The following is a 21,511-nucleotide window of genomic DNA, read 5'->3' as shown; positions in this document are numbered from 1 at the left end:
CCCCATGCCGGAAAAGATCCACGTCACTTGGAACCCAGCTTCTTGACCACCACATCCCTGAGCACGGGAACCAGCAGGCCGACGAGCACCTTGGAAACGATGCCCATGCCCCTGCGCTTCGGAGCCTCGCTCCTCTTCGGCGAACGCCTCCGGAAAAACGACCAGAGACCGCCCAAGGCAGCCGCACCGATCGCGGCGGATTCCGTCTTGCGGGACCACTCCGGCAATGAATGCACCCAGGAAAACCGCTGGCGCGTGTAATCAATCATCTCCTCCATACCGTCCAGAATATCCAGACGGGAGGAAGCCACACGCATCAGGACTTCCTGTTTTCTTCGATCATCATCCTGAGACATTCGTAATCGGTCTTGAGTTCTTCACACGTATCGCGGAGCAGCGGGCCCGGCTTCTGCCGCACCGCGCACCCCAGCACAACCAGCCCGGCCACCAGATGGGCGCCGCCCAACAAGGCCAGGCAAGGCACATAGCCGATCTCCGGGCCGAGCCACAGCACGGCGCACACGCAGAACGACACATAGCCGACCACCAGCAAAAACGCCGCTACCACTGCCAGCACGGCACACTTCCTCGCCTGCCGGGCATACTCTCCCAGCTCCAGAACGAACAGCGACGAAAGCGCGCCCACATGAACCACCGCCGCACGGGCAATGAATCCCGCACGGGCTTTCCAGCCGGGCTTGGGAGGAGCGGATTCCTCGGAGGAACGTCGGAAAAACGAAAACATGCGCCTGATGGGTCTGCGTCGTAAGGCCGGGAAGAAAATCAGCCTTTCCCCTCATCGGAAAGGAAAGGCGGAAAATCGCCGGAGCTCCGGTTATCGGCGGCAGGAGCGGCCGATGATCGCGCCGAGGATAAAGCCTACGCCGAGCGTAATCAGCGTCGCCTTCGTCGGATTGGCGCGCACGTATTCTTCACCGGCGTGGTGCAGATCCTTGGCCTTGTCGCAAGTGCCGTTCCATCCGGCCACGGCATGCTGGCGGACGTAATCCACCTTCGAGGCGGCGGCGCGGCGGAGCTGATTCACCTTCTCGGCTGCATAGCGGCGAGCCTGAATGAAACGACCGGCAGCTTCGTCGGCATGCTCGGGAGCCACTGCGGAAGCAATGGAATGCACGGCTTCGCCGAAGCCCTTCTTGTCCGTATTGTTTTCTGTTTCCATAATGAATGAACGGTTGATTGGTTAAGCTTGTCAGGGTTTGACACCGCCTTATGCCATTTCGTTCACAGGCAGGTTCCCCATATCGGAAGTATGCACGGAAGACGCGACGAAATCAAGCAGGGACTGCCGATACTGACACACGCCGCACCAAAACCGCACGACTTCAAAAAGATTGACTTGCCAAAGCCCTCCGCTTCCGCTATACTCCCGCGGCTCATCACTTTGGAATGAAAGCAATTCTTGCACTGGAAGACGGCACTATCTTTGAAGGTCAATCCTTCGGCGCCCCCGGCACCTGCACGGGCGAGGCGTGTTTCAACACCTCCATGTCCGGCTATCAGGAAGTCCTGACCGACCCGTCCTATCGAGGACAGATCGTCGCCATGACCTACCCCCTGATCGGCAACTACGGCATCTGCGAGGAAGACAACGAATCCTCCCAGCCACACGTCCGCGGCTTCGTCATCGGCGAACTCGCACGGCTGCATTCCAGCTGGCGGGCCAATGAAGCGCTCTCCCCATGGATGAAGCGCCACGGCATCCCCGGCATCGAAGGCATCGACACCCGCAAACTCACCAAAATCCTCCGCTCCCGCGGAGCTATGCGCGCCTGCCTCACCACCGAGCTTGACGCCGCAGCAGCCGTCGAAGCGGCCCGCAACTCCGCACCGATGGAAGGCAGCGACTTCGTCCGCGAAGTCAGCACGCCGGAAACCTACCACTGGGAAGGAGAATCCCGCGCGTGGAAACTTCCGAACCCCTCCGCCGGTGACGAAACCAACTACGCCGAACTGCCCCCCGTCCAGTACCGCATCATCGCCTACGACTTCGGCATCAAGCGCAACATCCTCCGTTGCCTCCGCCAGGCCGGATTCGACGTCACCGTCGTCAACGCCAACGCCACCGCCGAGGAAATCCTTGCCGCCAAGCCGGACGGACTCTTCCTCTCCAACGGCCCCGGCGACCCCGCCGCCCTCACCGCCATCCACGAACAGATCCGCGCCATGCTCGGCAAACTGCCCATCTTCGGCATCTGCCTCGGCCACCAGATCCTCGCGCACGCCTTCGGAGCCAAAACATTCAAACTCAAGTTCGGCCACCGAGGCGGCAACCAGCCCGTCAAGGACCTCCGCTCCGGCAAGGTAGCCATCACCTCCCAGAACCACGGCTTCGCCGTTGACGATGCCTCCCTGCCCGACGATGTGGAAGTCACCCACCGCAACCTCAACGACGGCACCGTCGAAGGCATCCGCCACAAGACCTACCCCGTCTTCAGCGTGCAATACCACCCCGAAGCCGCACCCGGCCCGAAAGACGCCGACTACTTCTTCGGCGAATTCATCGAACTCATCGACAACTTCCGCGCGGGCAAATACGATGCCTGACCGCCACTCAACAAATTTAATCACACGCAACACATGAACACACTCGTAATCGGCTCCCAATGGGGCGACGAAGGCAAAGGCAAAGTCATCGACTTCCTTACCGAAACCGCCGATGTGGTCGCACGCGGCCAGGGCGGCAACAATGCCGGGCACACCGTCATCGCCAACGGCAAGAAATACATCCTCCATCTCGTCCCCTCGGGCATCCTGTGGCCGGGCAAGCTCTGCATCATCGGCAACGGCGTCGTACTCGACCCCACCGGCCTCGTCGAAGAAATCGAAGGCCTTCGTGCGCAGGGCGTATCCATCACCCCTGAAAACCTCATGATCTCCGACCGCGCCCACGTCGTCCTCCCCGTCCACCGCGACATCGACGGAGCGCAGGAAGACGCCCTCGGCGACCAGGCCATCGGCACCACCCGCCGCGGCATCGGCCCCACCTACGCCGACAAGGCACGCCGCATCGGCCTCCGCATGGCCGACCTCCGCGATCCGGAACGCCTCCTCACCGTCCTCAAACGCCGCATGAAAACGGCCAATGAAGAACTCGAACGCCTCGGCGGCCAACCCGCCGACCCGGAAGTCACCATCTCCGCCGTCACCAAGGCCGCCGACATCCTCCGTCCGCACATCGCGAACACCATCCCCGTCATCAACCAGGCCATCAAGGAAGGTAAAACCGTCCTCTTCGAAGGCGCACAGGGAGCCATGCTCGACATCGACTTCGGCACCTACCCCTTCGTCACCTCCTCGAACACCTCCTCGGCAGGCTGCTGCACTGGCACGGGCGTAGCCCCGAACAAAATCGACCGCATCATCGGTGTCTGCAAAGCCTACACCACCCGCGTGGGTGCCGGCCCCTTCGTCACCGAAGACGCCGAAATCGCCGACTACCTCCACGGCCTCGGCCGCGAATTCGGCGCCACCACCGGCCGCGCCCGCCGCTGCGGCTGGGCCGATGCCGTCCTCCTCGGCTACTCCGCCATGTTCAACGGCTTCAGCGAAATGGCCATGACCAACCTCGACGGCCTCGACGAATGCGACTCCATCAAAATCTGCACCGGGTACGAACTCGACGGAGAAATCCTCGAATACCCGCCCGCACTCATCGAAGAATGGGAAGCATGCAAACCCGTCTATGTGGAACTTCCCGGCTGGAACCAGGACATCTCCTCCTGCCGCACCTGGGACGAACTCCCGGCCAACTGCAAAGCCTACGTCAAACGCTTCGGCGAACTCATCGGCTGCCCCGTCACCACCGTCGGCGTGGGCCCCGACCGCGAACAGACCATCTTCGTGGGAGCCTGACCTCCGGCTGCACAGCCCCTTGCGAAAAACCCCGCCTGCGCACAGCAGACGGGGTTTTTCATCATCATCAAATACAAAATGCATGCCGGCTCACTCCCCGGCGTTCAGCAAACAGTTGGCCTCCTCCATCTCCTTCTTCTTCTCGGCAAACTCCGGAGCCTCCGTAATATCGGAAGCCTTGTACTGCTGGATATTGTGGATGAAATTCTCCTCGCCGTCCACCAGTTCCACATAATTCTCCTGCGGCTCCACCAGCATCTTGGAGTAATTCACATTCCCGTCCACATACCCCTTCTTGAAACTCTTCTGCGAAGCGATCGTAAACACAAGGCGCGTCACCGCCACATCCTTGCCCTCACCTTCCTCCACCTTCTCGTCCAGCCGCCACTGGAACGGCTCGTCGAACATCGACTTCCCGTCCGCCTTGTACCGGGCGTACTGCACGCCTTCACCGCACATGCGGCCCTCCTTATCCTGCCCCACGGCCACGAAACGCACCGCAAGCTCAAGCTCGCCCTTGCCGTCCAGAGCCTGCACGCCGATACCGTCGTATTGAATACTCTTGCCGGGCGTAAACCACGGCAGCTTCGCGCGGGCCTCATCCGCCTGCCTGTTCGTCTCCGTATGCTTCACGTAATAATTCTTCTCCTTCACCGGAGCCAATTCCGCAGCCGGGCGCACCTTGGACTCTCCCGGCAGCAGCATCGTCGGAGAAAGCAGATCGAACTTCGCAAACGACAGGCGATCGCCCTTGTACTCGTAGGCCATCGTCCTCTCGCGCACCTCCGAACCGGGCTTATCCACCTCCGTACTCAACACGAGCAGCTTGCCCGACTCCTTCATGCACCAGTAGTACACATCCTTCTCCTTCTTTCCGTTCTTCGTGTAATCCTTCTCCACCAGAAGATTGCCGCACATGAAACCATCGTTGTTCTTGCCGACGGAAAGGAACTTGTAGGTGAACTTGATCCGGTTATCCACCGAACCTCCGGTCATCGAATACTCCGCCTGCTCGCCTTCCGTATCGAAAGGAGTCGCGAAAGCAAGCGAAGAACCGCACAACAACAGGCCGAAAAGTCGAAAAATCATAGGCATGACAATGCCTATATCATAAGACACATAGAATGTCAAACAGATACTTCTTCTACCCCTGCGCTTTTGCCTTGGGGGGGAAAACCTTCCTCCACACGTACATGCACCCCAGGCACACCCAGTCCGTCAGCTTCGCCGTCACCCACGCCAGCCCGAGAGAAAGAACCACAAGCGCCAGCATGCACAGCGGCGCATAGCGCAGGCCGTAAATCTGATCCTTCAGGAAGAAATAACACAGGAACGAATGATTCAGCCACATCAGGCCGGAATACTTGCCGAGCAGCATCATCACGCCTTCCAGCCGCACCAGCTTCGTCAGCATCACCGAACCGACGGCCAGAGGAATCGTCGCCTGAATGAACGGATTCGCAATCCTCCACCACAGCAGGCAGGAAGCCACCACAATCACCATCACCTTGAGCCATGCAAACCGGTGATCCACGCTCACCACCTTCCGCATGAACTCAAGCTTCCCCTCATCCTGCAGAATGCGCAGCAGAAAGCCCAGCCCGAAAATGCCCCAATAGGCCATCGTCCCGTCGGCTGCCACCTCCTCCATGAACCCCGGCACGGGAGCCTTGGAAAACACGAGATAGAGAATCCACACCGTCAGCGAAGCGATGCCCCACTGCCCCCATCTGCCCAGCGCATTCAGCAGCGCGCAGATAGGATAAACGTAAAGTAGGGAAAGAATGAACGTACGGGCATACCACCATTCCCCGTTAAACCCGCCGGGATTCAGCGGATACAGCACATTATGCCAACAGAAAGAAAGGCTCCAGTCCTTCACCTCGCCGCCCACGGCATGATAGGCCGGAGGGAACAGGAAAATACACAGCAGCGCCAGCACCATGCTCGGCAGATAAATGCGGTAAAACACCCGTGCCCGTTTGAACACATCCCATGCAAGCCAATGCGGCCTCCACTCCTTCGTTCCGCCGAGCCCGAACCCCGTCACCAGCATGAACAGGGACACCGTCATGCTGCACTGGAACGCTGTAAACACATCGAAGTAAATCGTCTCGGGATGATTCACGAACGTCATCAGCCCTGTGCGCGAATGCCCGGCGGCCACAGGATCGGAACCTTTGAACCACTCCCAGGGGAAAGTCCAGACAATCTTCGCATTCTCGGGCCAGCGGGTAGGATCGCCGAACAGGTGGTGCCAGAGCATCAGCAGCACGGCCACTCCCTTGATGATTAAAGAATCACCCTTGCTGATCAATTGAAACCGATTGGACATAACCGCACGGAAGCTGGGTAGAAAATCACCTCAGGCAAGTTCGCATCGCGAGAGCCGAGAGCAACGACTTGAACCGGGAATAATCCGCCTCGCGGTCTCCGGAAACAAGCACAAAGCCGTAGTTGCCCATCTGGCGGTCTTCCTCCGCCGCATTGCGCAACCGCAGTTGAATCACATCCTCCGCATCCGTGGCACGGCCGCGAAGGCGCTGCTCCAGCTCGTCGGAGGGAATATGGATATACACATCCGCATAGCAGCGGCGAATCAGAGGATCGTCGCAGCCACGCACCTGTTCTGCGCCCTGCACGTCGATATCCATCACCACCGTCTCACCGCGGCGGACGATATCCAGAATATCGCTCTTCAGGGTGCCGTAGCAATTGCCGTGCACCGTCGCGTATTCCAGAAACTCCCCGGCAGCGACCTTGGCATGGAAAGCCTCCATCGTCAGGAAATGGTAATCGACCCCATCCTGCTCACCGGGGCGCGGAGCGCGCGTCGTGCAGGAGATCGAGTAACGCGACAGCCCCTCATCGGTACTGCGGCGGCAAAGAGTGGTCTTGCCGGAACCAGAAGGGCCGGAAACCACGAGAATAGTTCCAAGAGCGGACATATTATTCGATATTTTGTACTTGTTCGCGAACCTTTTCGAGCTCCGTCTTCGCCGTCACAATCAGCTGGGCAAGCCCTGCATCATTGGCCTTCGAACCGGTCGTATTCAATTCACGGAAAATTTCCTGGCACAGGAAGTCGAGAGGACGCCCCACCGGCTCCTCCGAATCGCACAAAGCTTCGAACTGGTCGAAGTGCGAAGACAGGCGCACCGATTCTTCCGACACATCGCAACGGTCGGCAAACAGCGCGATCTCCTTCACGATGCGCTCATCGTCGAGAGCAAGCGGCAGCCCCGCTTCCTCCAGCCTCTTCATCAGGGTCTCCCGGTGGCGGCCAGCCACGCCGGAAGCCTGCTCGAGCATCGCCAGCCGCAAAGCGCGCAGCGTACCGATCTTGCCGAGCAAATCCGCCTTGAGAGACTCGCCCTCGCATCGGCGCATCGCCACAAAGGCGGCCAAAGCCTCATCGAGCGCAGGGCTGATCGCCACCCACGCCTCCTCGGCGGAAACGGCATCTTCCGACTCCGCCTCCAGCACGCCGAAACGGGACAAACCTTCCAGCGTCAACGCCGCCTTCTCACCGCCGCACAGCTCCTGCACGCGCCGCAGCTTGGCATCCAGCAGCATCAGCTTCTCCTCATCGAGGCGCAGCTCCCCGCAGGAACCGGGCACCGACTGGAACGAGATCGACACATTCACGCGGCCGCGCGACACTGCCTCCAGCACCGCTGCACGCACCTGCGTCTCCAGCTCGGCCCACACGCGCGGCAGGCTCACCGCCACCTCCGCCTGCTTGCGGTTCACGCCGCTCACCTCCACACGAAGCGTCCTGTGGCCGCACTGGGCGCTCGCCGCGCCGAAACCTGTCATGCTATTCATTGTCCGATACTGTTGATCGTTATCACGCCTCCTTATAGGCGCGGGCGACTTCCTCCGCCAGAATCCGGATGCCGCGGTGCAGCACATCGTCCGGCTGGGTGAAGCTCAGGCGCACGCATTCGTGCTGGTGCCGCCAGCCCCTGTCCTCGGGAGGAAGGGCAAAAAAGAAATGATGGCCGGGATTCACATAGCAACCGCGCTCGCGGCACCGCTCGTACAGCTCCTGCACGGGAATCGGCAGACCGTCCATCCACAGCCAGAGGAACATGGCCCCCTCGCTCTTATGGACGTGCCAGGGCAGCTCGTCGTCGAAATACTGGCGCAGAAGGCTCTCCGCAAAGGCGGCGCGCTTCCGGTAATAGGGCTTCACCACATCGCGGCAGACCGCATCCAGCGAACCGTCCGCCAGATAGGGTTCCACCAGCGCCTGCCCCAGATTGTTCGGGCACAGCGCGGAAACCGTCACCGCATTCATCACCGTATCGATAATCTCCTTGCGGGCAATGATAATACCCGTACGGGTACCCGGCAGACCGATCTTCGACAGGCTCAGACTCAGCACCATATTCTCGTCCCACACCGTATTGCAGGGCACGGACGTAATATCCGGGAACGGCTGGCCGTACGCATTGTCCACCATCACGGGAATACCGGCAGCCTTCGCCATCGCACGCAGCATATCGAGCTCCTCGTCCGTCACCACATTGCCCGTCGGATTCGCGGGCCGCGACAGAGAAATCGCCGCCGTCTCGGGCCGGATATCCAAATTCTCGAAATCGATCCCGTACTTGAACACATGATTGCCGAGCCGCTGGATACGGGGCTTCACGCCGCGGAACAGCGACGGCCCCACCAGAGACTGGGCTTGATACCCCACATAATCGGGACACAGAGGAAACAAAATCTCGGACTTCGGAGAGCCCTCCCCGGCCAACAGATTGAACAACAGGAAAAACGCCATCTGCCCGCCCTGCGTCACCGCCACATTCTCGGGCGTAATACCCCAGCCGTACCGATCGTTCAAATACTTCACCAGCGACTGGATAAACTTCTCATGGCCGCGCGGGTGCTGGTACGAACACACCAGCGATTCGAATTCCCCCTGCTCCATGATCCTCTCCATACTGGCCCGCCACATCCGCACCAGCTCAGGGAGCATCGCCGGAGCGCCGCCGTTCAACTGGCACAAATTGGGACGACCGGAATAAATGGCCTCATACATGTCTTCCATGAGGTCATTGATACCCGTACGCACGTTGAGCTGCTGGCCGATGCGGGAAAAATCCATAAAAATCCGCGCGAGTGTAGCGCACGGAACAGCCAATGTCGAGCGCGAAAATACCCGCTCTCAAGAAACGGCGGCTCCGGCGACCCCACAGGCCGCCGGAGCCGAACCGCCAGGAATCAGTTCCGGGACGTACGCCCCGTCACCTTCAAATCCCGCACCTCGTACTTCTCGCCGGGTTTCCCCTTCAGATTCATCCGCAGGAAACGGCCATGCACCTTGCCGGGATCGCACGTCGCCTTCACGCCGGAAGCCGTCTTCACGGGGGCGGGCAGCGGCGTCCATGTACGGCCTTCATCCGCCGTAATCTCGAAGGACACATCTTCCGGCAGCTTGCCGCCCACCTCCACGGATTGCAACCCGTAGAAATTCTCCAGATCCAGCCGCCACCACTCCGCACCGGAATCGCCGCAGACAAACGCCCACGCCGTAGCGGAATCGCCATCGTTGGCGAACTTGGCCTGCTCGCTATTGGCCGAGGCGATCGCCGGGCGCGTATGGCCGCACTCCACGAACTGGGCCGCGGACTTGGGATCGGTCGGCGTACCGGCAACCGGCATCCACTCCTTCGACTTACCTTCCACGAACGGCTCGGACCCCGTACAGCGGATCACCACCTCGGCAGGCTTCAGGCCGGGAGACTCCGCCTTGATGCGCGATTCGCCCGCATAATAGGAACGGAACTCGATGGCTGCCTTACCCTCGATAATCGGAATATCCTTCGCATCCGGCTTGAATGTAATCGACTTGCCCGTCGGGAAAATACCGGGGCCGGAAACCACAGTCAACTTCACCTCCGGAGTCGCATCGATCGGCTTGCCCTGCGCATCCGTCACCGTAATCGTCAAATGGGAATCGTCCGTACCGTCCGTCGCAATCGTCGTACGGTCGGCCGTCAGAGCCAGAGCTGCCGGAGTCCCCTTCTGCGGCCATTCAGGCGGGGCAATCTGCTTCAGCTCATTGCGGTACCAGTACCACGCACGGAGCGGCAGGCGGAAATAATCGATAAAGCCCATCCTGCCCATCGACCCGGCAATACTGCCGTGGTGGAAACCGCACCACAGCACCTCGCCGCTGCGCCACGGAAAACGCTTGCCCTCCACATAGCCGCGGTTAGAGGCATACTTGCCCGGGCGGTTGCTGATCACGGAACCGTACTCCGCCACAAGGCTCGGCAGCGTCGGCTTCATCTCATTCGCACCGTCGCCGTTATACCCGGCCAGATCGCCGATCTTGTCGAACCCCTGCCGCTGCACCCCGCCGACCGCCGCCGGACGGGAAGGATCAAGCTCCCGGCTGTACTCGATCAGCCGTTGCGTACAATCCTTCGCCTTCTGCATCACCGAACCCTCGGTAAAGAAAATCTCGTTCCCCATACTCCACGTCACCACCGAAGGATGATTGCGGTGCACCCGGATCATATCCCGCAGAGCCGCCTTCAAATTCGCTTCGAACTCCGCCTGATCCTTCTCATTGGGAGGATACGCGCTGCAATCCCAGTAACCGTCCTTCTTGAAACCGCCGATCCCCCAGAACACGCCCTCGCTCCAGAACAGAACACCGTGCTTGTCGCATGCCGCCGTGAATGCCGGATCATGCGGATAATGGGAACCGCGGATGAAATTCATCCCGGAATCCTTAATCATCTTCACATCGCGGTCGAAATCGCTATTCACCGCCGCATCACCCCATCCGGCACGGTCCTGATGCACATTCGCACCGATAATATAGTAAGGCTTGCCATTCAGGAAAAAGCCCTTATCCTTCGTAAACTCGAACCAGCGAATGCCGAACGGCGTCTCGAACGTATCGCAAACCTTCCCGTCGCGCACCACCTCCGTCACCGCCTTATACAAACGCGGAGAATCGGGATGCCACAGCTTCGGCGATTTCAACGGCGCAAAATCCTGCACCCACTCCTTCGACTCGCCTGCCTTCATCTCGATCGGCATACTCATCGTCGCCACCTTCTTGCCCTCGGGATCGAGCAAAGTCGTCTTCAGAGAACCCTTCACCGCCGTCTTGGCATCATTCTTCAGCTCCGTCGCCACACGCACCGTCGCGGCATCGTCGCTCACCTGCGGAATCGTCACGAACGTCCCGAACCAAGCCACATGCAGCGGATCCTTCGCCACCAGCTTCACATCGCGGTAAATACCGCCGCTGAACACATGCTCCCCGGCGCGCGGAGGCAGCACCGCATTCCACATATTATTCACGCGCACGGCAACCAGATTCTTGCCCGGCTTCACGAAATCCGTAATATCGAACTCGAACCCCGTATAACCGCCGCGATGCTTGCCCACGAACTTCCCGTTCACATACAGCTCGCACTCCTGAAACACACCCTCGAAATCGAGAAACACCCGCTTGCCCTTCCACGACTGAGGAATCGTCACATCTCGGCGGTACCAGCCGTAGCCCACATAAAAACGGCTATCGCCCCAGTAAGGCGTCGAAAACGAATGAGGCACACTCGCAGGAGCCCACTTCGAATCGTCGAACCCCGGCTTCTCCGCTCCGGACAAATCGCCCAGCGTAAAACGGTAATGATTATTCATCAACTGCTCTTCCCGCGCAGCCAATGGAGAAACAAGCGCGACAGCCAAAACGGCATGGAGCAACCTGACGGAATTCCGGCGATGATACGAATACATCATATCGTCATATACGCCGCAGCATTCAAAAACTATCAAAAAATTTAAACTTTTCGCACATCCTGGAATCTAGCCGCAAAACACCGCAATAAGACCAGCACTTATGCTCCGCCCCCATCTTGACTTTTTCGGACAAAGCCTGCTAATGTCGGATGTGAATTTCTTCATCACTTCCTCCATGTCTCTCAAAACCTGTATCACCTGCCTGCTGGCCGTCCTCGGCATAACCTGCTTCCATGCCTCTGCATCGGAAACCGACACCCGGGACGCCTACCCCTGCGACGGCGCAAACTACGCCCTTTATTCCGCCGAACGCCCGCCCCTCCTCCCCATGCCCCGGAGCATCGCATGGAAAGACCGTTCATCAGCCCTTGCAACCGTCACCATCCAGACGCCCCAGCAAACGGCCGACCCGGCCCAGATGAAACACATCCTTGCGGAACTCAACGCATACCTGAAAGCCCACGAAATCAAAACCGCACCATCCGGAGCATACCCCATCCGCTTCACCCTCATTCCGGAATGGCCGAAATCCATGGAAAACAGGGAACAACCGCCAGCGCTCGGAGACGACTCCTACCGCATGAGCATCACCCCGCAAGGCATCGACATCCAAGCCGTCAACACCCGGGGCTTCTACTACGGCCTCCAAACGCTCAAACAGCTCATCCTCCGGCGCGGTGGAAAAACGACCGTCGCCCATTGCTCGATCGAAGACTGGGGCGCCTTCCCCATCCGCGGAGCCATGAACGACATCGGCCGCAACTACATGCCCATGGACATGCTCTACGGCATCATCGACAAAATGGCTGCCCTCAAACTCAACACATACCACTTCCACTGCACGGAAAACGAAGGATGGAGACTTGAAAGCAAACTCTACCCCTCCCTCACGGAAGCAAAAAACATGACCCGCTTCCCCGGCAAACATTACACGCAGGAAGAATTCCGCCGCTTCGTCGAATATTGCCGCGTACGCAACATCATGGTCATCCCCGAAATGGACATGCCCGGCCACTCCGCCTCCCTCCGCCGCGCATTCGGCATCTCTGCCATGAACGACCCGCGCATGACCCGCATCCTGACCGACCTCATCAAGGAACTGTGCAGCCTCGTCCCTGCGGAAACGATGCCCTACATCCACATCGGCACCGACGAAGCGCACGGAAAAGAAGAACAGGTCGACAACGCCACCCTGACCGCCTACTTCCGCACCGTCGAAAAATGCGGCCGCAAACCCGTCCGCTGGCACCCCGGACTGGCCCCCAAGGGATACAAAGGCGCCGTCCAGCAGCTCTGGACCGAACGCACACTCAAACGATGCTGGCCCGCCCCCGGAGGAGAATACATCGACTCCATCGAAACCTACCTGAACCACATCGACCCCTTCACCGTCGCCTCCACCATGTACTTCCGCCGCATCTGCCCATTCCCCCAAAGCAAGGGACTCGGCATGATCCTCTGCTCATGGCCCGACCTCCCGATGAACGCCTCGGAAGAACACCTCACACACAACCAGTTCTATTCCGGCATCGCCTTCGTCAGTGAACCCATGTGGAACCCGCCATTCCCACGCGTCGAAGGAGACCCGATGAAAGACAGCCACATGCAATACCATGCCAACCTGCCCGCCCGCGAAGACCCGATGCTCGCCAAATTCGCCGCCTACGAAAACCGCGTCCTCGCCATCCGCGACCGCTTCTTCCGCAACACCCCCTTCCATTACGTCCGGCAAGCGCAAATCCCGTGGAAAATCATCGGCCCCTTCCCGCATGAAGGAAACGTCGACCGGATATTTCCTCCCGAAAACATCCTCCGCACGGGAAACATAGAACCGCAATACGAACACAACGGCAAAACATGGGCATGGCACCCGCAAACCTACACGGGGGCCACCGTCATCTTCAAACAGTACTGCGACTTCCCGACCCCGTTCAACGGCCAAAAACCGGGCGCGCGCGCCGCACAGAACTCCACCTACTACGCCTACACCTGCATCCACTCGCCCAAAGCGCAAAAAGTCCCCTTCTGGATCGGAGCCCATACATGGGCCACCTCCGACTGGCGCAACGGCCCCGTCAGCGTACCGGGCAAATGGTACCACTCGAACCCGCGCTTCTGGATCAACGGCAAGGAAATCCCTCCTCCCGCATGGAAAAAACCGGGCAACAACGGAGCCATGATCGATGAAAACTACCACTTCCGGGCTCCCGTCTCCATCGACCTCAAAAAAGGATGGAACCTCATCTTCATCAAAAGCCCGAACAACCCGGACACCCGCCGCTGGATGTTCACCTTCGTCCCCGTCCAATGGGACCCTCAGCATCCGGGCTGCAACATACGCGAATATCCCGGACTGGAATACAGCATCGACCCGGCGGCTTCCTCACCGGATGAAAAACAGCAACATCCTGCCACAAAAACAACCAACAAATAACTGGTAGAAAGACACTTGCAAAGTCATACACCCACATCCGCCATTGAACGGAAACGGCGGCAGAATCGTCTCACCCGATGAAAGAAGCAGACATGAACATCATCATCGACAAAGCCGATTCCCGCGGCCATGCAAACCATGGATGGCTCAACACCAGCCACACCTTCAGCTTCGCGGACTACTACAACCCGCAAAGAATGCACTTCGGCGCCCTGCGCGTCCTCAACGACGACACCGTCATCCCGCGCAGCGGATTCGACACCCATCCCCACAAAAACATGGAAGTCGTATCCATCCCCCTGAAAGGATGCCTCCGGCACGGCGACAGCCTTGAAAACAGCCACATCATCGAACCCGGGCAAATCCAGGTCATGAGCGCAGGAAGCGGCATCTACCACAGCGAATACAACGCCAGCTCCGACGAAAACCTCGAATTCCTTCAAATCTGGGTCATCCCCGACCAGACCGACACCCCGCCCCGGTATGCCGACTACGACATCCGCCCCCTCCTGAAACACAACGAAATCTCCACCTTCATCGCCCCCGGCACCGCCATCGCCCTCCGCCAGCAGGCATGGTTCTCATGGGCCGAACTCGACCGGGGAACAACCTGCACCTACCGCCTCAAAGGAAAACAAACGGGCGTCTACATCTTCGTCATCGAAGGAAGCATCGCCATCGACGAAACGGAAGCCCTCCTCGACCGCAGGGACGGCGCAGGCATCACGGACATCGACGTACTCACCGTCACTGCCCGCAAACCCTCCACCATCCTCCTCATCGAAGTAGCCCTCTGACATCCTCACCTCCTGCACAAAGGGAAAATGCCTTTCGGACATTAAAGATCGACAGATACAACCTTCTCAGCCTGATTCCGAATAAGAACCAGCTTCACCGACTTCCTGCCGGACAACGCCGAAAGCAACGCATTCACATCACGCACATCCTTTCCATCCACACGGACGATCACATCATCGGCTCGCCCGCCTTCTCGGTAAAAAGAAGCCCACGCATCCGTTGCCAACACAAGCACACCGGCCTCTCCGGGCAAACCATAGGCCGACACATCCCCCATCCCCCTGATATTGCGGCAGGTCACACCTAAAAACTTCACCTGCACGGCATTCGGATCCTTTTTTACAACCACAGGCTTGTATTCCGGAAAAACGGGAGACTTCGCCAACGCCTTCAAACGGGGAGACACCACGCCGAAACTCGCCGGAAAATCCTTGAACCCGAACTGCAATGCGGGGGAACCCTTCCGGAGACGGTAATCACCCAGCTCCGGAGCCATAAACATCGCATCCCCGGCAATCGAGTCCTGATCGCGTTTCGACTGCTCCTGCAACCCCGCCGCAGGGCGCGTCCCTGCCAGCCCCGGCACATGCACGAAATTCTTGTCCATCCGTTCGCCCCACGGAGATGAAGGCATCCCGCCCGCGGGGAAATAACCGTCCACGAAGAAAATATTGTACTCCACCACATCGCCCGACCTGCCGAACCACACATGCGGATGCAAACCGTTATTCACAATCACATTGTGATGCACTTTACGACCGAACCCTTCACGCAGCTTCAACCCGCTGGCCAAAAGAAGATTATTGTAAATCTCATAATTGCCGGAACCGTCATCCAGATCGATATCCCAGCCGTGATCGCAACGCCAGCGGCTATTGCGGATCACCGTCGGCTTCACGGCATCCAAAAAGGGAACATCCTTGATCTGCTCCCAATCCGACGCCTGATTCATATTCAGCCCCTTCAACTGCCAGAAACGGTCGCGGCCCCACGAATTGAACGAACCGTGATCGGAAGTCTCCAACACCGTATCGAACACATCGCAACCGTCGATCACATGACCGCCCCAGCAACCGTCTCCGATATTGATCCCGGCACGGGGCACATCGTAAAGCGAACAATGAAGCACACGAACCCCCTGAGACATCGCAATCTCCACCGGAGCAGACTGCTTCTCGACCCGACCTGTCCTCGTAATCAGGCAATCTTCCACCGTACAATCGGAAGGAAACGCATTACCCTTCGGACCGGGCGTCTTATCCAGATTCTGCCATGAAAACCTGCCACCATCCCTGAAATCAAGCGGGCAGCGCACCGCCGACCTATCTCCTACGAATGCCACGCCATTCCCGCCCACATCTTCAATCAGGCAGGACTTCACCAAAACCTTCCTGTTATACCCGTCCACAAACACCGCATCGCCACCCAGCCCATTGAAATCGCACGACTCCACCGTACAATCCTCCGTACCAGCCAGCAGCACGGCGCCGTTGCGGTAAATCGTCCAATCGCTACGCAACAGCGGCTCCTTGTTCTTCAGGAACGTCCGGTCCGTCTGCGTCAGCACCAGCCCCTTCAGAGCCACCCCGCGCACGGGCTTCTCCTCCTCCCCCCGCAGCTCGAACAAACGCTCCAGCCGAGTCGCCTCCACTCGCGCCTTATTCAAATCCGTCCCAGCCTCCGGATACACATACAGAACACCCTCCTTCTTATCCAAAAACCACTCACCGGGTACATCCAGCTCCTCGAACACATTCTCCACAAAACGGAACTTGCCATGCGGAGCGGAAGGACGATTATTCTGCCAACCTCCAGCCAGCTTCACGGAACCATCCGGTTTCTTCCCCTCAATAATATAATGATGGCCTCCCCACAGGCGGCCGTGCAAAGCATGTAAAAAACCACCTTCGGGATCCTTCCACCCAGCAACCCTCTTGGGAGCCACCGCGTCCGCAGCATAACCGTTGAAAATACGCTCCTCCGGATTCGCATTGGGATAGCGTGCCATCCGGAGCTGCTTCCCGTCCACAAACAGGCAATCCGCCTTCAACCCGGCAGGCGCTTCCGCCTGCATAATCCCGTCGCGGAACGGCTTCCATTGCAGCGACAAAAGCTGCGCCCCGCTCACCACTGCCTTCCCCGCATGCACCGCCTCGATCGTCAGCCCGGAATCCTCGGGAGAAAGAACAAGCGGCTCCTGCAAATAAAAAACACCGTCCAACAACCGGATCGTATTCCCCTTTCCGTCTCCGGAGCCATGCTTCCGCACCTGATCTCGTGCAGCTTGCAACGTACGCATCGGCTGACTCTTCGCACCGGAACGGGAATCGTCGCCATCGGGCGAAACATACACATCGGCAGCAACGGACCAGCCACCCATAAACAGGCTGCAACACACGGACATCGGAACAAGAAAAGAATCGGCGGACATAAGAAGTACCAACATAATGGCATATCATCTACGCAAAGCAACATCAAAACATATCACACCAATCCAAAAAATCCTTTGAATAATAACAAACAAAAAAACAACAGCAACCCCTTCGACGAGATAGAAAAAGTAAACCGCTTCCGTACTTCACTTAAACACGACTTGATCAAATGAAACCATACATCACCTCATACGCCGCCACCCTCATTTCCTCCTGCCTCACGGTAATGGGTACACTCTCTGCTGCACACTCTCAGGAACCGCCGCCACGGACAACCCTCCGGCTCGCAGAAGGAGGAACCACCGAATACACCATCCTGACCCCGGACAAACCGTCCGGCATCACCCACTCCGCGGCGGACGAACTCGCCTTCCATCTCAAGCAAATCACGGGAGCCGAATGGCCCGTCAAACAGGAACAGGCACGCGCGGACCGGCCGGAAATCCGGCTGGAAATCACCGACTCCGACCCCGCCGTCCCGCAAAACGCCCAAGGCTACCGCCTCTTCACAGAAGGGGACGACATCGTCATCCGCTCCCGCAGCCCCCACGGCCTCCTCTACGGAACCTACGCACTCCTCGAAGACAAACTCGGCTGCCGCTGGTACACCCCTGATGAAACACTCATCCCCCGCCGCGAAACGCTCCGGCTCTCCCCCTTCGACACCTCAGCCTCCCCCGCCTTCCTCTACCGGGACATCTACGCGGCCGACGTCTTCCGCGACCGGCAATGGGCGCAGCGGCTCCGGCTCAACAGCGGCACATTCCGATGGCCGGACAAACCCACCGACCACCTCTACAACTACATGCCCGGATACTCCTGCCACACCTTCGAGCACCTCGTCCCCCCCGACAAACACTTCAAAACCCACCCCGAATACTACGGCCTCGTCAACGGCAAACGCGACAAAAACCTCCTCTGTCTCAGCAACCCCGCCGTCTTTGAAACCGCACTCGCCACCCTGCGCGCCGACCTTGCCCGGCACAAGGAACGCCCCTGCATCGTCTCCATCTCACAGAACGACTGCGGAGGCTGGTGCCAATGCCCGGAATGCACCCGCATCATTGCGGAAGAAGGCGACGGCACCGGACTCCTCATGCGCTTCCTGAACAAATTCGACAACGCCCTTCAAGGAGAAAACGTCACCGTCCACACCCTCGCCTACCACACCACCGACATACCCCCGACCAAAACGAAACCCAACCCCGGCATCATCATCCAGCTCTGCCCCATCGGCATCTGCTACGGCCACTACCCCGAAAAATGCTCCCATTCCGGCAGCGAAGGCAACATCGCCTTCGAACGCAAAATCAAAGGATGGTCGGCCATCCACGACAACCTCTGGATCTGGAGCTACCACATCAACTTCGCCCACAGCTTCCAGCCCTTCCCCAACATCCACACCCTCCCCGCCTACATCCGCTACTTCGCCGACCACAAAGCCAAAGGAGTCTTCGCCCAAAGCGACGCGGGACAACGCGCCACCAGCCTCAAACGGCTCAAACACTACCTCCTTGCCAAACTCCTCTGGAACCCGCAAACGGATGCCGACGCCCTCACGCGCGAATTCCTCGAACACTACTACAAGGAAGCCGCAGCCCCCATGGCCGAATACCTCGCCGCACTTGCAGCCACCATCGAAAACACTCCCAACCTGCACACATGGATCTACGATGCACCGCACTCCCGGTACCTGAGCAACGACTTCATCGAACAATCGGAAAACATCTTCGCCAAAGCGCTGGAAGCTGCGAAAAACAACCCCGTCACACTCAACCGCGTCAAAATCGAACAACTCTCCATCCAGTACCTCATCCTCACCCACTGGCTGCGCGGCAACCTCAACCGAAGCAACGAAGAAATCCTCAAAATAGTCGATGAATTCGAAACCGTCTGCCGGGAAAACAACATCACCGGACTCTCCGAACACGATTGGAAAGACGAACAACGCCTGCAATTCATCCGCGACATCCGAACCAAAGCCGGAGCACAACCCGGCAACTGACCATCGGCCCATTGCCTTCAACCACCTCCTTCAGGAGCCGGAGCAAAAGCCCCGGCTCCTTTGCATATCATCGGAAAAGAACGGCAAAAAATGGAAAAAACATCAAAAACGCGATTTTTTTCGGACGCTCCCGCCATTCAAACGTTAATCATACAAAAGACGGCGACAGAAACCACCGCCGCCAAACGCCATGAACCACCTCTACAAATATCTGGGAGCAGCAGCATACTCCATCTGCATCCTCACGGCATGCAGCGACAACGACGAATGCAAAGACTGCCAAAACAAAACCGTCACCACCACGGAATCCAAACACCTGCAAGGCAACTACGACCTCCAGAAATACTACATGCAGCGTAGTGAATACAACCTCTTCTACGTCGTCCCCTCCGGAGGCAACGGCCGATTCGATGGCGGAGCCTTCCGCTGGGACATCGACAAACTCTGCATCACCGCTCCTGACACCGTCTGCGTCTACATCGGCACCGCCGGAGACGTCGTCCAAAACGGAGCCTACTCCCTCAACACCGCTACCGGACAAGTCGAAGGCCCCCTGCCCAACCCCGAAACCTACCCTTGGATCGACGCCCAGCAATACTACGACCACCAACTGTAACGACAACCGCATGAAAACCATCATCCGAACCACCGGACTCCTCGCAGCGGCGCTCCTCCTTGCCTCCTGCGGCAAAGACGACGACGAATACGACGACCACTACCACAAGGGTGCCTCCACCAAACACCTCATGGGCAACTACGACCTTCAGCAGGACTACTCCTCCGACGGAAGCGGAGAAATCTTCTACGTCGTCCAGAAAGGCGGCGGAGCAGGCAGAAACGACGGAGGCGTCTTCCGCCGCAACGTCAGCCAAATCACCGTCGTCCCGCCCAACGAAGTCTATGCCTACATCAACCATGGAGGCAACGTCGCCACCGGAGCCTACAAACTCGACGCCAACTCCGGCGAAGTAACCGGCCCTCTCCCCGAGCCGGAACAACACCCGTGGATCGACGCATGGGAATTCTTCTACGACTACCTCTAAGCGCCCTGCGCCCCGACACCATCCCTACCCCCATGAACGGCTCCGGCACACATCCGGAGCCGTTCATCGCTTCATAGCGAACGAGTGCAACCTCTTGACACATCCGCAGACCTGCCGTTTAATACCCCCACGCACATGACACCGCCGCCCTCAACAACAGGACCCCCTGGCCGTGAACCGGAAATCGGCGCCTACTTCGGACTCGAACTCCCCTCATACGGCAACATCCCGCAAAACCGCCCCGGCCGCAGCGTCATGCTCAACTCCGGTAGAAACGCCCTCGAATACATCCTGCGCCACCTCCCCGGCATCACGCGGCTCCACCTCCCGGCCTACTCATGCCCCTCCCTCCTCCAGCCCCTCGCCCGCCTCGGCATCCCCCACACCGCATACCGCATCACCCCCCGGCTCGAACTCGAACAACTCCCCCGCCTCCGGCCAAACGAACACATCCTCTACATCAACTACTACGCCCTCAAAGAACACTACATCGACACCCTCGCAGCCCACTACGGCAGCCGCCTCATCATCGACAACAGCCAATCCCTCTACTCCCCTCCACGGCCCGGCATCCCCGCCTTCTACAGCCCCCGCAAAAACTCCGGCCTCCCCGACGGAGGAATCGCCGTCCTCGACCGCCCCACCCTTCAACTCACCGAACGCGACACCTCCTACTCCGCAGCCGGCTACCTCCTTCAACGCCTCGAACAAACCGCCGAAGCCGCCTCCCCTGCCTGCGAACAAAGTGAACGCCGCCTCGACAACCTCCCCATGCGCCGCATATCCCTACTCACGGAACGCCTCATGCACGGCATCGACTACGAAACCGCACGCCGCATCCGCTGGGAAAACTTCACCCATCTCCACAACCGCCTCCGGGACTACAACAAACTGCCCATCGACACCTCCTCCATCGCCACACCGTACTGCTACCCCCTGTGGACCGGACTTCCCGGCCTTCGAAACCACCTCATCGACCACGGCATCCTCATCCCCCGGTACTGGCCGGAAACCGCCTGCGACACGCCGCCCGGCAGCACCGAACGCCAGCTTGCGGACAACCTCCTCCCGCTCCCTGTCGACCAGCGATACACCGCCGAACACATGGAACGCATCATCCGCATCGTCACGGACTACTACGCCGCCTGAAAAC

At 59.0% G+C, this 21,511-nt stretch carries 18 protein-coding genes; 8 read left to right on the top strand and 10 right to left on the bottom strand.

The window, feature by feature from the left end; all coding sequences use genetic code 11:
- Positions 1-23: 23 nt before the first annotated feature.
- The 3 genes from AC781_RS13835 to AC781_RS12335 form a co-directional block, all read right to left on the bottom strand.
- Positions 24-311, bottom strand: a complete 288-nt coding sequence (locus AC781_RS13835) for a hypothetical protein (protein ID WP_141675912.1) — start codon at positions 309-311, stop codon at positions 24-26.
- A 5-nt stretch (positions 312-316) separates the two neighbouring features.
- The gene (locus AC781_RS12340) at positions 317-745 is read right to left on the bottom strand and encodes a phage holin family protein (protein WP_067777769.1); all 429 of its coding nucleotides are present in this window, start codon (positions 743-745) and stop codon (positions 317-319) included.
- 90 nt (positions 746-835) lie between these two features.
- Positions 836-1,180 (bottom strand): ElaB/YgaM/YqjD family protein, encoded by a 345-nt coding sequence (locus AC781_RS12335; protein ID WP_067777768.1) that lies wholly within the window; start codon positions 1,178-1,180, stop codon positions 836-838.
- Between the two features lie 227 nt (positions 1,181-1,407).
- On the opposite strand from AC781_RS12335, the gene carA reads away from it, so the two are divergent.
- Complete coding sequence (gene carA, locus AC781_RS12330) at positions 1,408-2,565, top strand: glutamine-hydrolyzing carbamoyl-phosphate synthase small subunit (RefSeq protein ID WP_067777767.1); 1,158 nt, start codon at positions 1,408-1,410, stop codon at positions 2,563-2,565.
- Between the two features lie 33 nt (positions 2,566-2,598).
- Positions 2,599-3,873, top strand: a complete 1,275-nt coding sequence (locus AC781_RS12325) for an adenylosuccinate synthase (RefSeq protein ID WP_067777766.1) — start codon at positions 2,599-2,601, stop codon at positions 3,871-3,873.
- Positions 3,874-3,963: 90 nt separating this feature from the next.
- On the opposite strand, the gene AC781_RS12320 is transcribed toward AC781_RS12325, so the two are convergent.
- The 6 genes from AC781_RS12320 to AC781_RS12295 all read right to left on the bottom strand — a co-directional run bounded on the left by AC781_RS12320 (position 3,964) and on the right by AC781_RS12295 (position 11,595).
- Positions 3,964-4,968, bottom strand: coding sequence for a hypothetical protein (locus AC781_RS12320; RefSeq protein WP_141675911.1), 1,005 nt, complete (start codon positions 4,966-4,968; stop codon positions 3,964-3,966).
- Between the two features lie 49 nt (positions 4,969-5,017).
- Complete coding sequence (locus tag AC781_RS12315) at positions 5,018-6,208, bottom strand: acyltransferase family protein (RefSeq protein WP_067777764.1); 1,191 nt, start codon at positions 6,206-6,208, stop codon at positions 5,018-5,020.
- Positions 6,209-6,233: 25 nt separating this feature from the next.
- Positions 6,234-6,821: a guanylate kinase gene (gmk, locus tag AC781_RS12310; protein ID WP_067777763.1), complete on the bottom strand. Its 588-nt coding sequence runs from the start codon at positions 6,819-6,821 to the stop codon at positions 6,234-6,236.
- A 1-nt stretch (position 6,822) separates the two neighbouring features.
- Positions 6,823-7,701 (bottom strand): YicC/YloC family endoribonuclease, encoded by an 879-nt coding sequence (locus AC781_RS12305; RefSeq protein WP_067777762.1) that lies wholly within the window; start codon positions 7,699-7,701, stop codon positions 6,823-6,825.
- Between the two features lie 22 nt (positions 7,702-7,723).
- Positions 7,724-8,989 carry a valine--pyruvate transaminase gene (locus AC781_RS12300; protein ID WP_067777761.1) on the bottom strand — a complete coding sequence of 422 codons (1,266 nt, stop codon included), beginning with the start codon at positions 8,987-8,989 and terminating at the stop codon, positions 7,724-7,726.
- A 116-nt stretch (positions 8,990-9,105) separates the two neighbouring features.
- Complete coding sequence (locus AC781_RS12295; protein ID WP_218107277.1) at positions 9,106-11,595, bottom strand: glycoside hydrolase family 2 TIM barrel-domain containing protein; 2,490 nt, start codon at positions 11,593-11,595, stop codon at positions 9,106-9,108.
- Between the two features lie 226 nt (positions 11,596-11,821).
- On the opposite strand from AC781_RS12295, the gene AC781_RS12290 reads away from it, so the two are divergent.
- Both AC781_RS12290 and AC781_RS12285 read left to right on the top strand, forming a co-directional pair.
- Positions 11,822-14,080 carry a family 20 glycosylhydrolase gene (locus AC781_RS12290; protein WP_172801798.1) on the top strand — a complete coding sequence of 753 codons (2,259 nt, stop codon included), beginning with the start codon at positions 11,822-11,824 and terminating at the stop codon, positions 14,078-14,080.
- Positions 14,081-14,172: 92 nt separating this feature from the next.
- Positions 14,173-14,877: a pirin family protein gene (locus AC781_RS12285; RefSeq protein WP_067777949.1), complete on the top strand. Its 705-nt coding sequence runs from the start codon at positions 14,173-14,175 to the stop codon at positions 14,875-14,877.
- 41 nt (positions 14,878-14,918) lie between these two features.
- Here the strand turns inward: AC781_RS12285 and AC781_RS12280 are convergent, their stop codons facing one another.
- A complete protein-coding gene (locus AC781_RS12280; protein ID WP_083385512.1) occupies positions 14,919-17,309 on the bottom strand; it encodes a PDZ domain-containing protein in 2,391 nt (796 codons plus the stop codon).
- A 170-nt stretch (positions 17,310-17,479) separates the two neighbouring features.
- On the opposite strand from AC781_RS12280, the gene AC781_RS12275 reads away from it, so the two are divergent.
- The 4 genes from AC781_RS12275 (at position 17,480) to AC781_RS12260 (ending at position 21,507) form a co-directional block, all read left to right on the top strand.
- Positions 17,480-19,315 (top strand): DUF4838 domain-containing protein, encoded by a 1,836-nt coding sequence (locus AC781_RS12275; protein WP_067777758.1) that lies wholly within the window; start codon positions 17,480-17,482, stop codon positions 19,313-19,315.
- Between the two features lie 190 nt (positions 19,316-19,505).
- The gene (locus AC781_RS12270; protein ID WP_067777757.1) at positions 19,506-19,931 is read left to right on the top strand and encodes a hypothetical protein; all 426 of its coding nucleotides are present in this window, start codon (positions 19,506-19,508) and stop codon (positions 19,929-19,931) included.
- 10 nt (positions 19,932-19,941) lie between these two features.
- The gene (locus tag AC781_RS12265; protein ID WP_067777756.1) at positions 19,942-20,358 is read left to right on the top strand and encodes a hypothetical protein; all 417 of its coding nucleotides are present in this window, start codon (positions 19,942-19,944) and stop codon (positions 20,356-20,358) included.
- A gap of 135 nt (positions 20,359-20,493) precedes the next feature.
- Positions 20,494-21,507 carry a hypothetical protein gene (locus AC781_RS12260; RefSeq protein WP_067777755.1) on the top strand — a complete coding sequence of 338 codons (1,014 nt, stop codon included), beginning with the start codon at positions 20,494-20,496 and terminating at the stop codon, positions 21,505-21,507.
- Positions 21,508-21,511: the final 4 nt, after the last annotated feature.

It is taken from the genome of Neoakkermansia glycaniphila (assembly GCF_001683795.1).
In the GTDB taxonomy this organism is placed as follows: Bacteria; Verrucomicrobiota; Verrucomicrobiia; order Verrucomicrobiales; family Akkermansiaceae; genus Akkermansia; species Akkermansia glycaniphila.
Note: the sequence above shows the minus strand (reverse complement) of the source record. Positions and strands in the feature narration are given on the sequence as shown.

What these genes read in the sequence shown, in the direction of transcription:
- AC781_RS12280 (WP_083385512.1), bottom strand. Translation starts at nt 17,309, where the DNA reads ATGTCCGCCGATTCTTTTCTTGTTCCGATGTCCGTGTGTTGCAGCCTG.
- carA (WP_067777767.1), top strand. Translation starts at nt 1,408, where the DNA reads ATGAAAGCAATTCTTGCACTGGAAGACGGCACTATCTTTGAAGGTCAA.
- AC781_RS12335 (WP_067777768.1), bottom strand. Translation starts at nt 1,180, where the DNA reads ATGGAAACAGAAAACAATACGGACAAGAAGGGCTTCGGCGAAGCCGTG.
- AC781_RS12285 (WP_067777949.1), top strand. Translation starts at nt 14,173, where the DNA reads ATGAACATCATCATCGACAAAGCCGATTCCCGCGGCCATGCAAACCAT.
- AC781_RS12305 (WP_067777762.1), bottom strand. Translation starts at nt 7,701, where the DNA reads ATGAATAGCATGACAGGTTTCGGCGCGGCGAGCGCCCAGTGCGGCCAC.
- AC781_RS12290 (WP_172801798.1), top strand. Translation starts at nt 11,822, where the DNA reads ATGTCTCTCAAAACCTGTATCACCTGCCTGCTGGCCGTCCTCGGCATA.
- AC781_RS12260 (WP_067777755.1), top strand. Translation starts at nt 20,494, where the DNA reads ATGACACCGCCGCCCTCAACAACAGGACCCCCTGGCCGTGAACCGGAA.
- AC781_RS12340 (WP_067777769.1), bottom strand. Translation starts at nt 745, where the DNA reads ATGTTTTCGTTTTTCCGACGTTCCTCCGAGGAATCCGCTCCTCCCAAG.
- AC781_RS12275 (WP_067777758.1), top strand. Translation starts at nt 17,480, where the DNA reads ATGAAACCATACATCACCTCATACGCCGCCACCCTCATTTCCTCCTGC.
- AC781_RS12315 (WP_067777764.1), bottom strand. Translation starts at nt 6,208, where the DNA reads ATGTCCAATCGGTTTCAATTGATCAGCAAGGGTGATTCTTTAATCATC.
- AC781_RS12270 (WP_067777757.1), top strand. Translation starts at nt 19,506, where the DNA reads ATGAACCACCTCTACAAATATCTGGGAGCAGCAGCATACTCCATCTGC.
- gmk (WP_067777763.1), bottom strand. Translation starts at nt 6,821, where the DNA reads ATGTCCGCTCTTGGAACTATTCTCGTGGTTTCCGGCCCTTCTGGTTCC.
- AC781_RS12265 (WP_067777756.1), top strand. Translation starts at nt 19,942, where the DNA reads ATGAAAACCATCATCCGAACCACCGGACTCCTCGCAGCGGCGCTCCTC.
- AC781_RS12320 (WP_141675911.1), bottom strand. Translation starts at nt 4,968, where the DNA reads ATGCCTATGATTTTTCGACTTTTCGGCCTGTTGTTGTGCGGTTCTTCG.
- AC781_RS12300 (WP_067777761.1), bottom strand. Translation starts at nt 8,989, where the DNA reads ATGGATTTTTCCCGCATCGGCCAGCAGCTCAACGTGCGTACGGGTATC.
- AC781_RS12325 (WP_067777766.1), top strand. Translation starts at nt 2,599, where the DNA reads ATGAACACACTCGTAATCGGCTCCCAATGGGGCGACGAAGGCAAAGGC.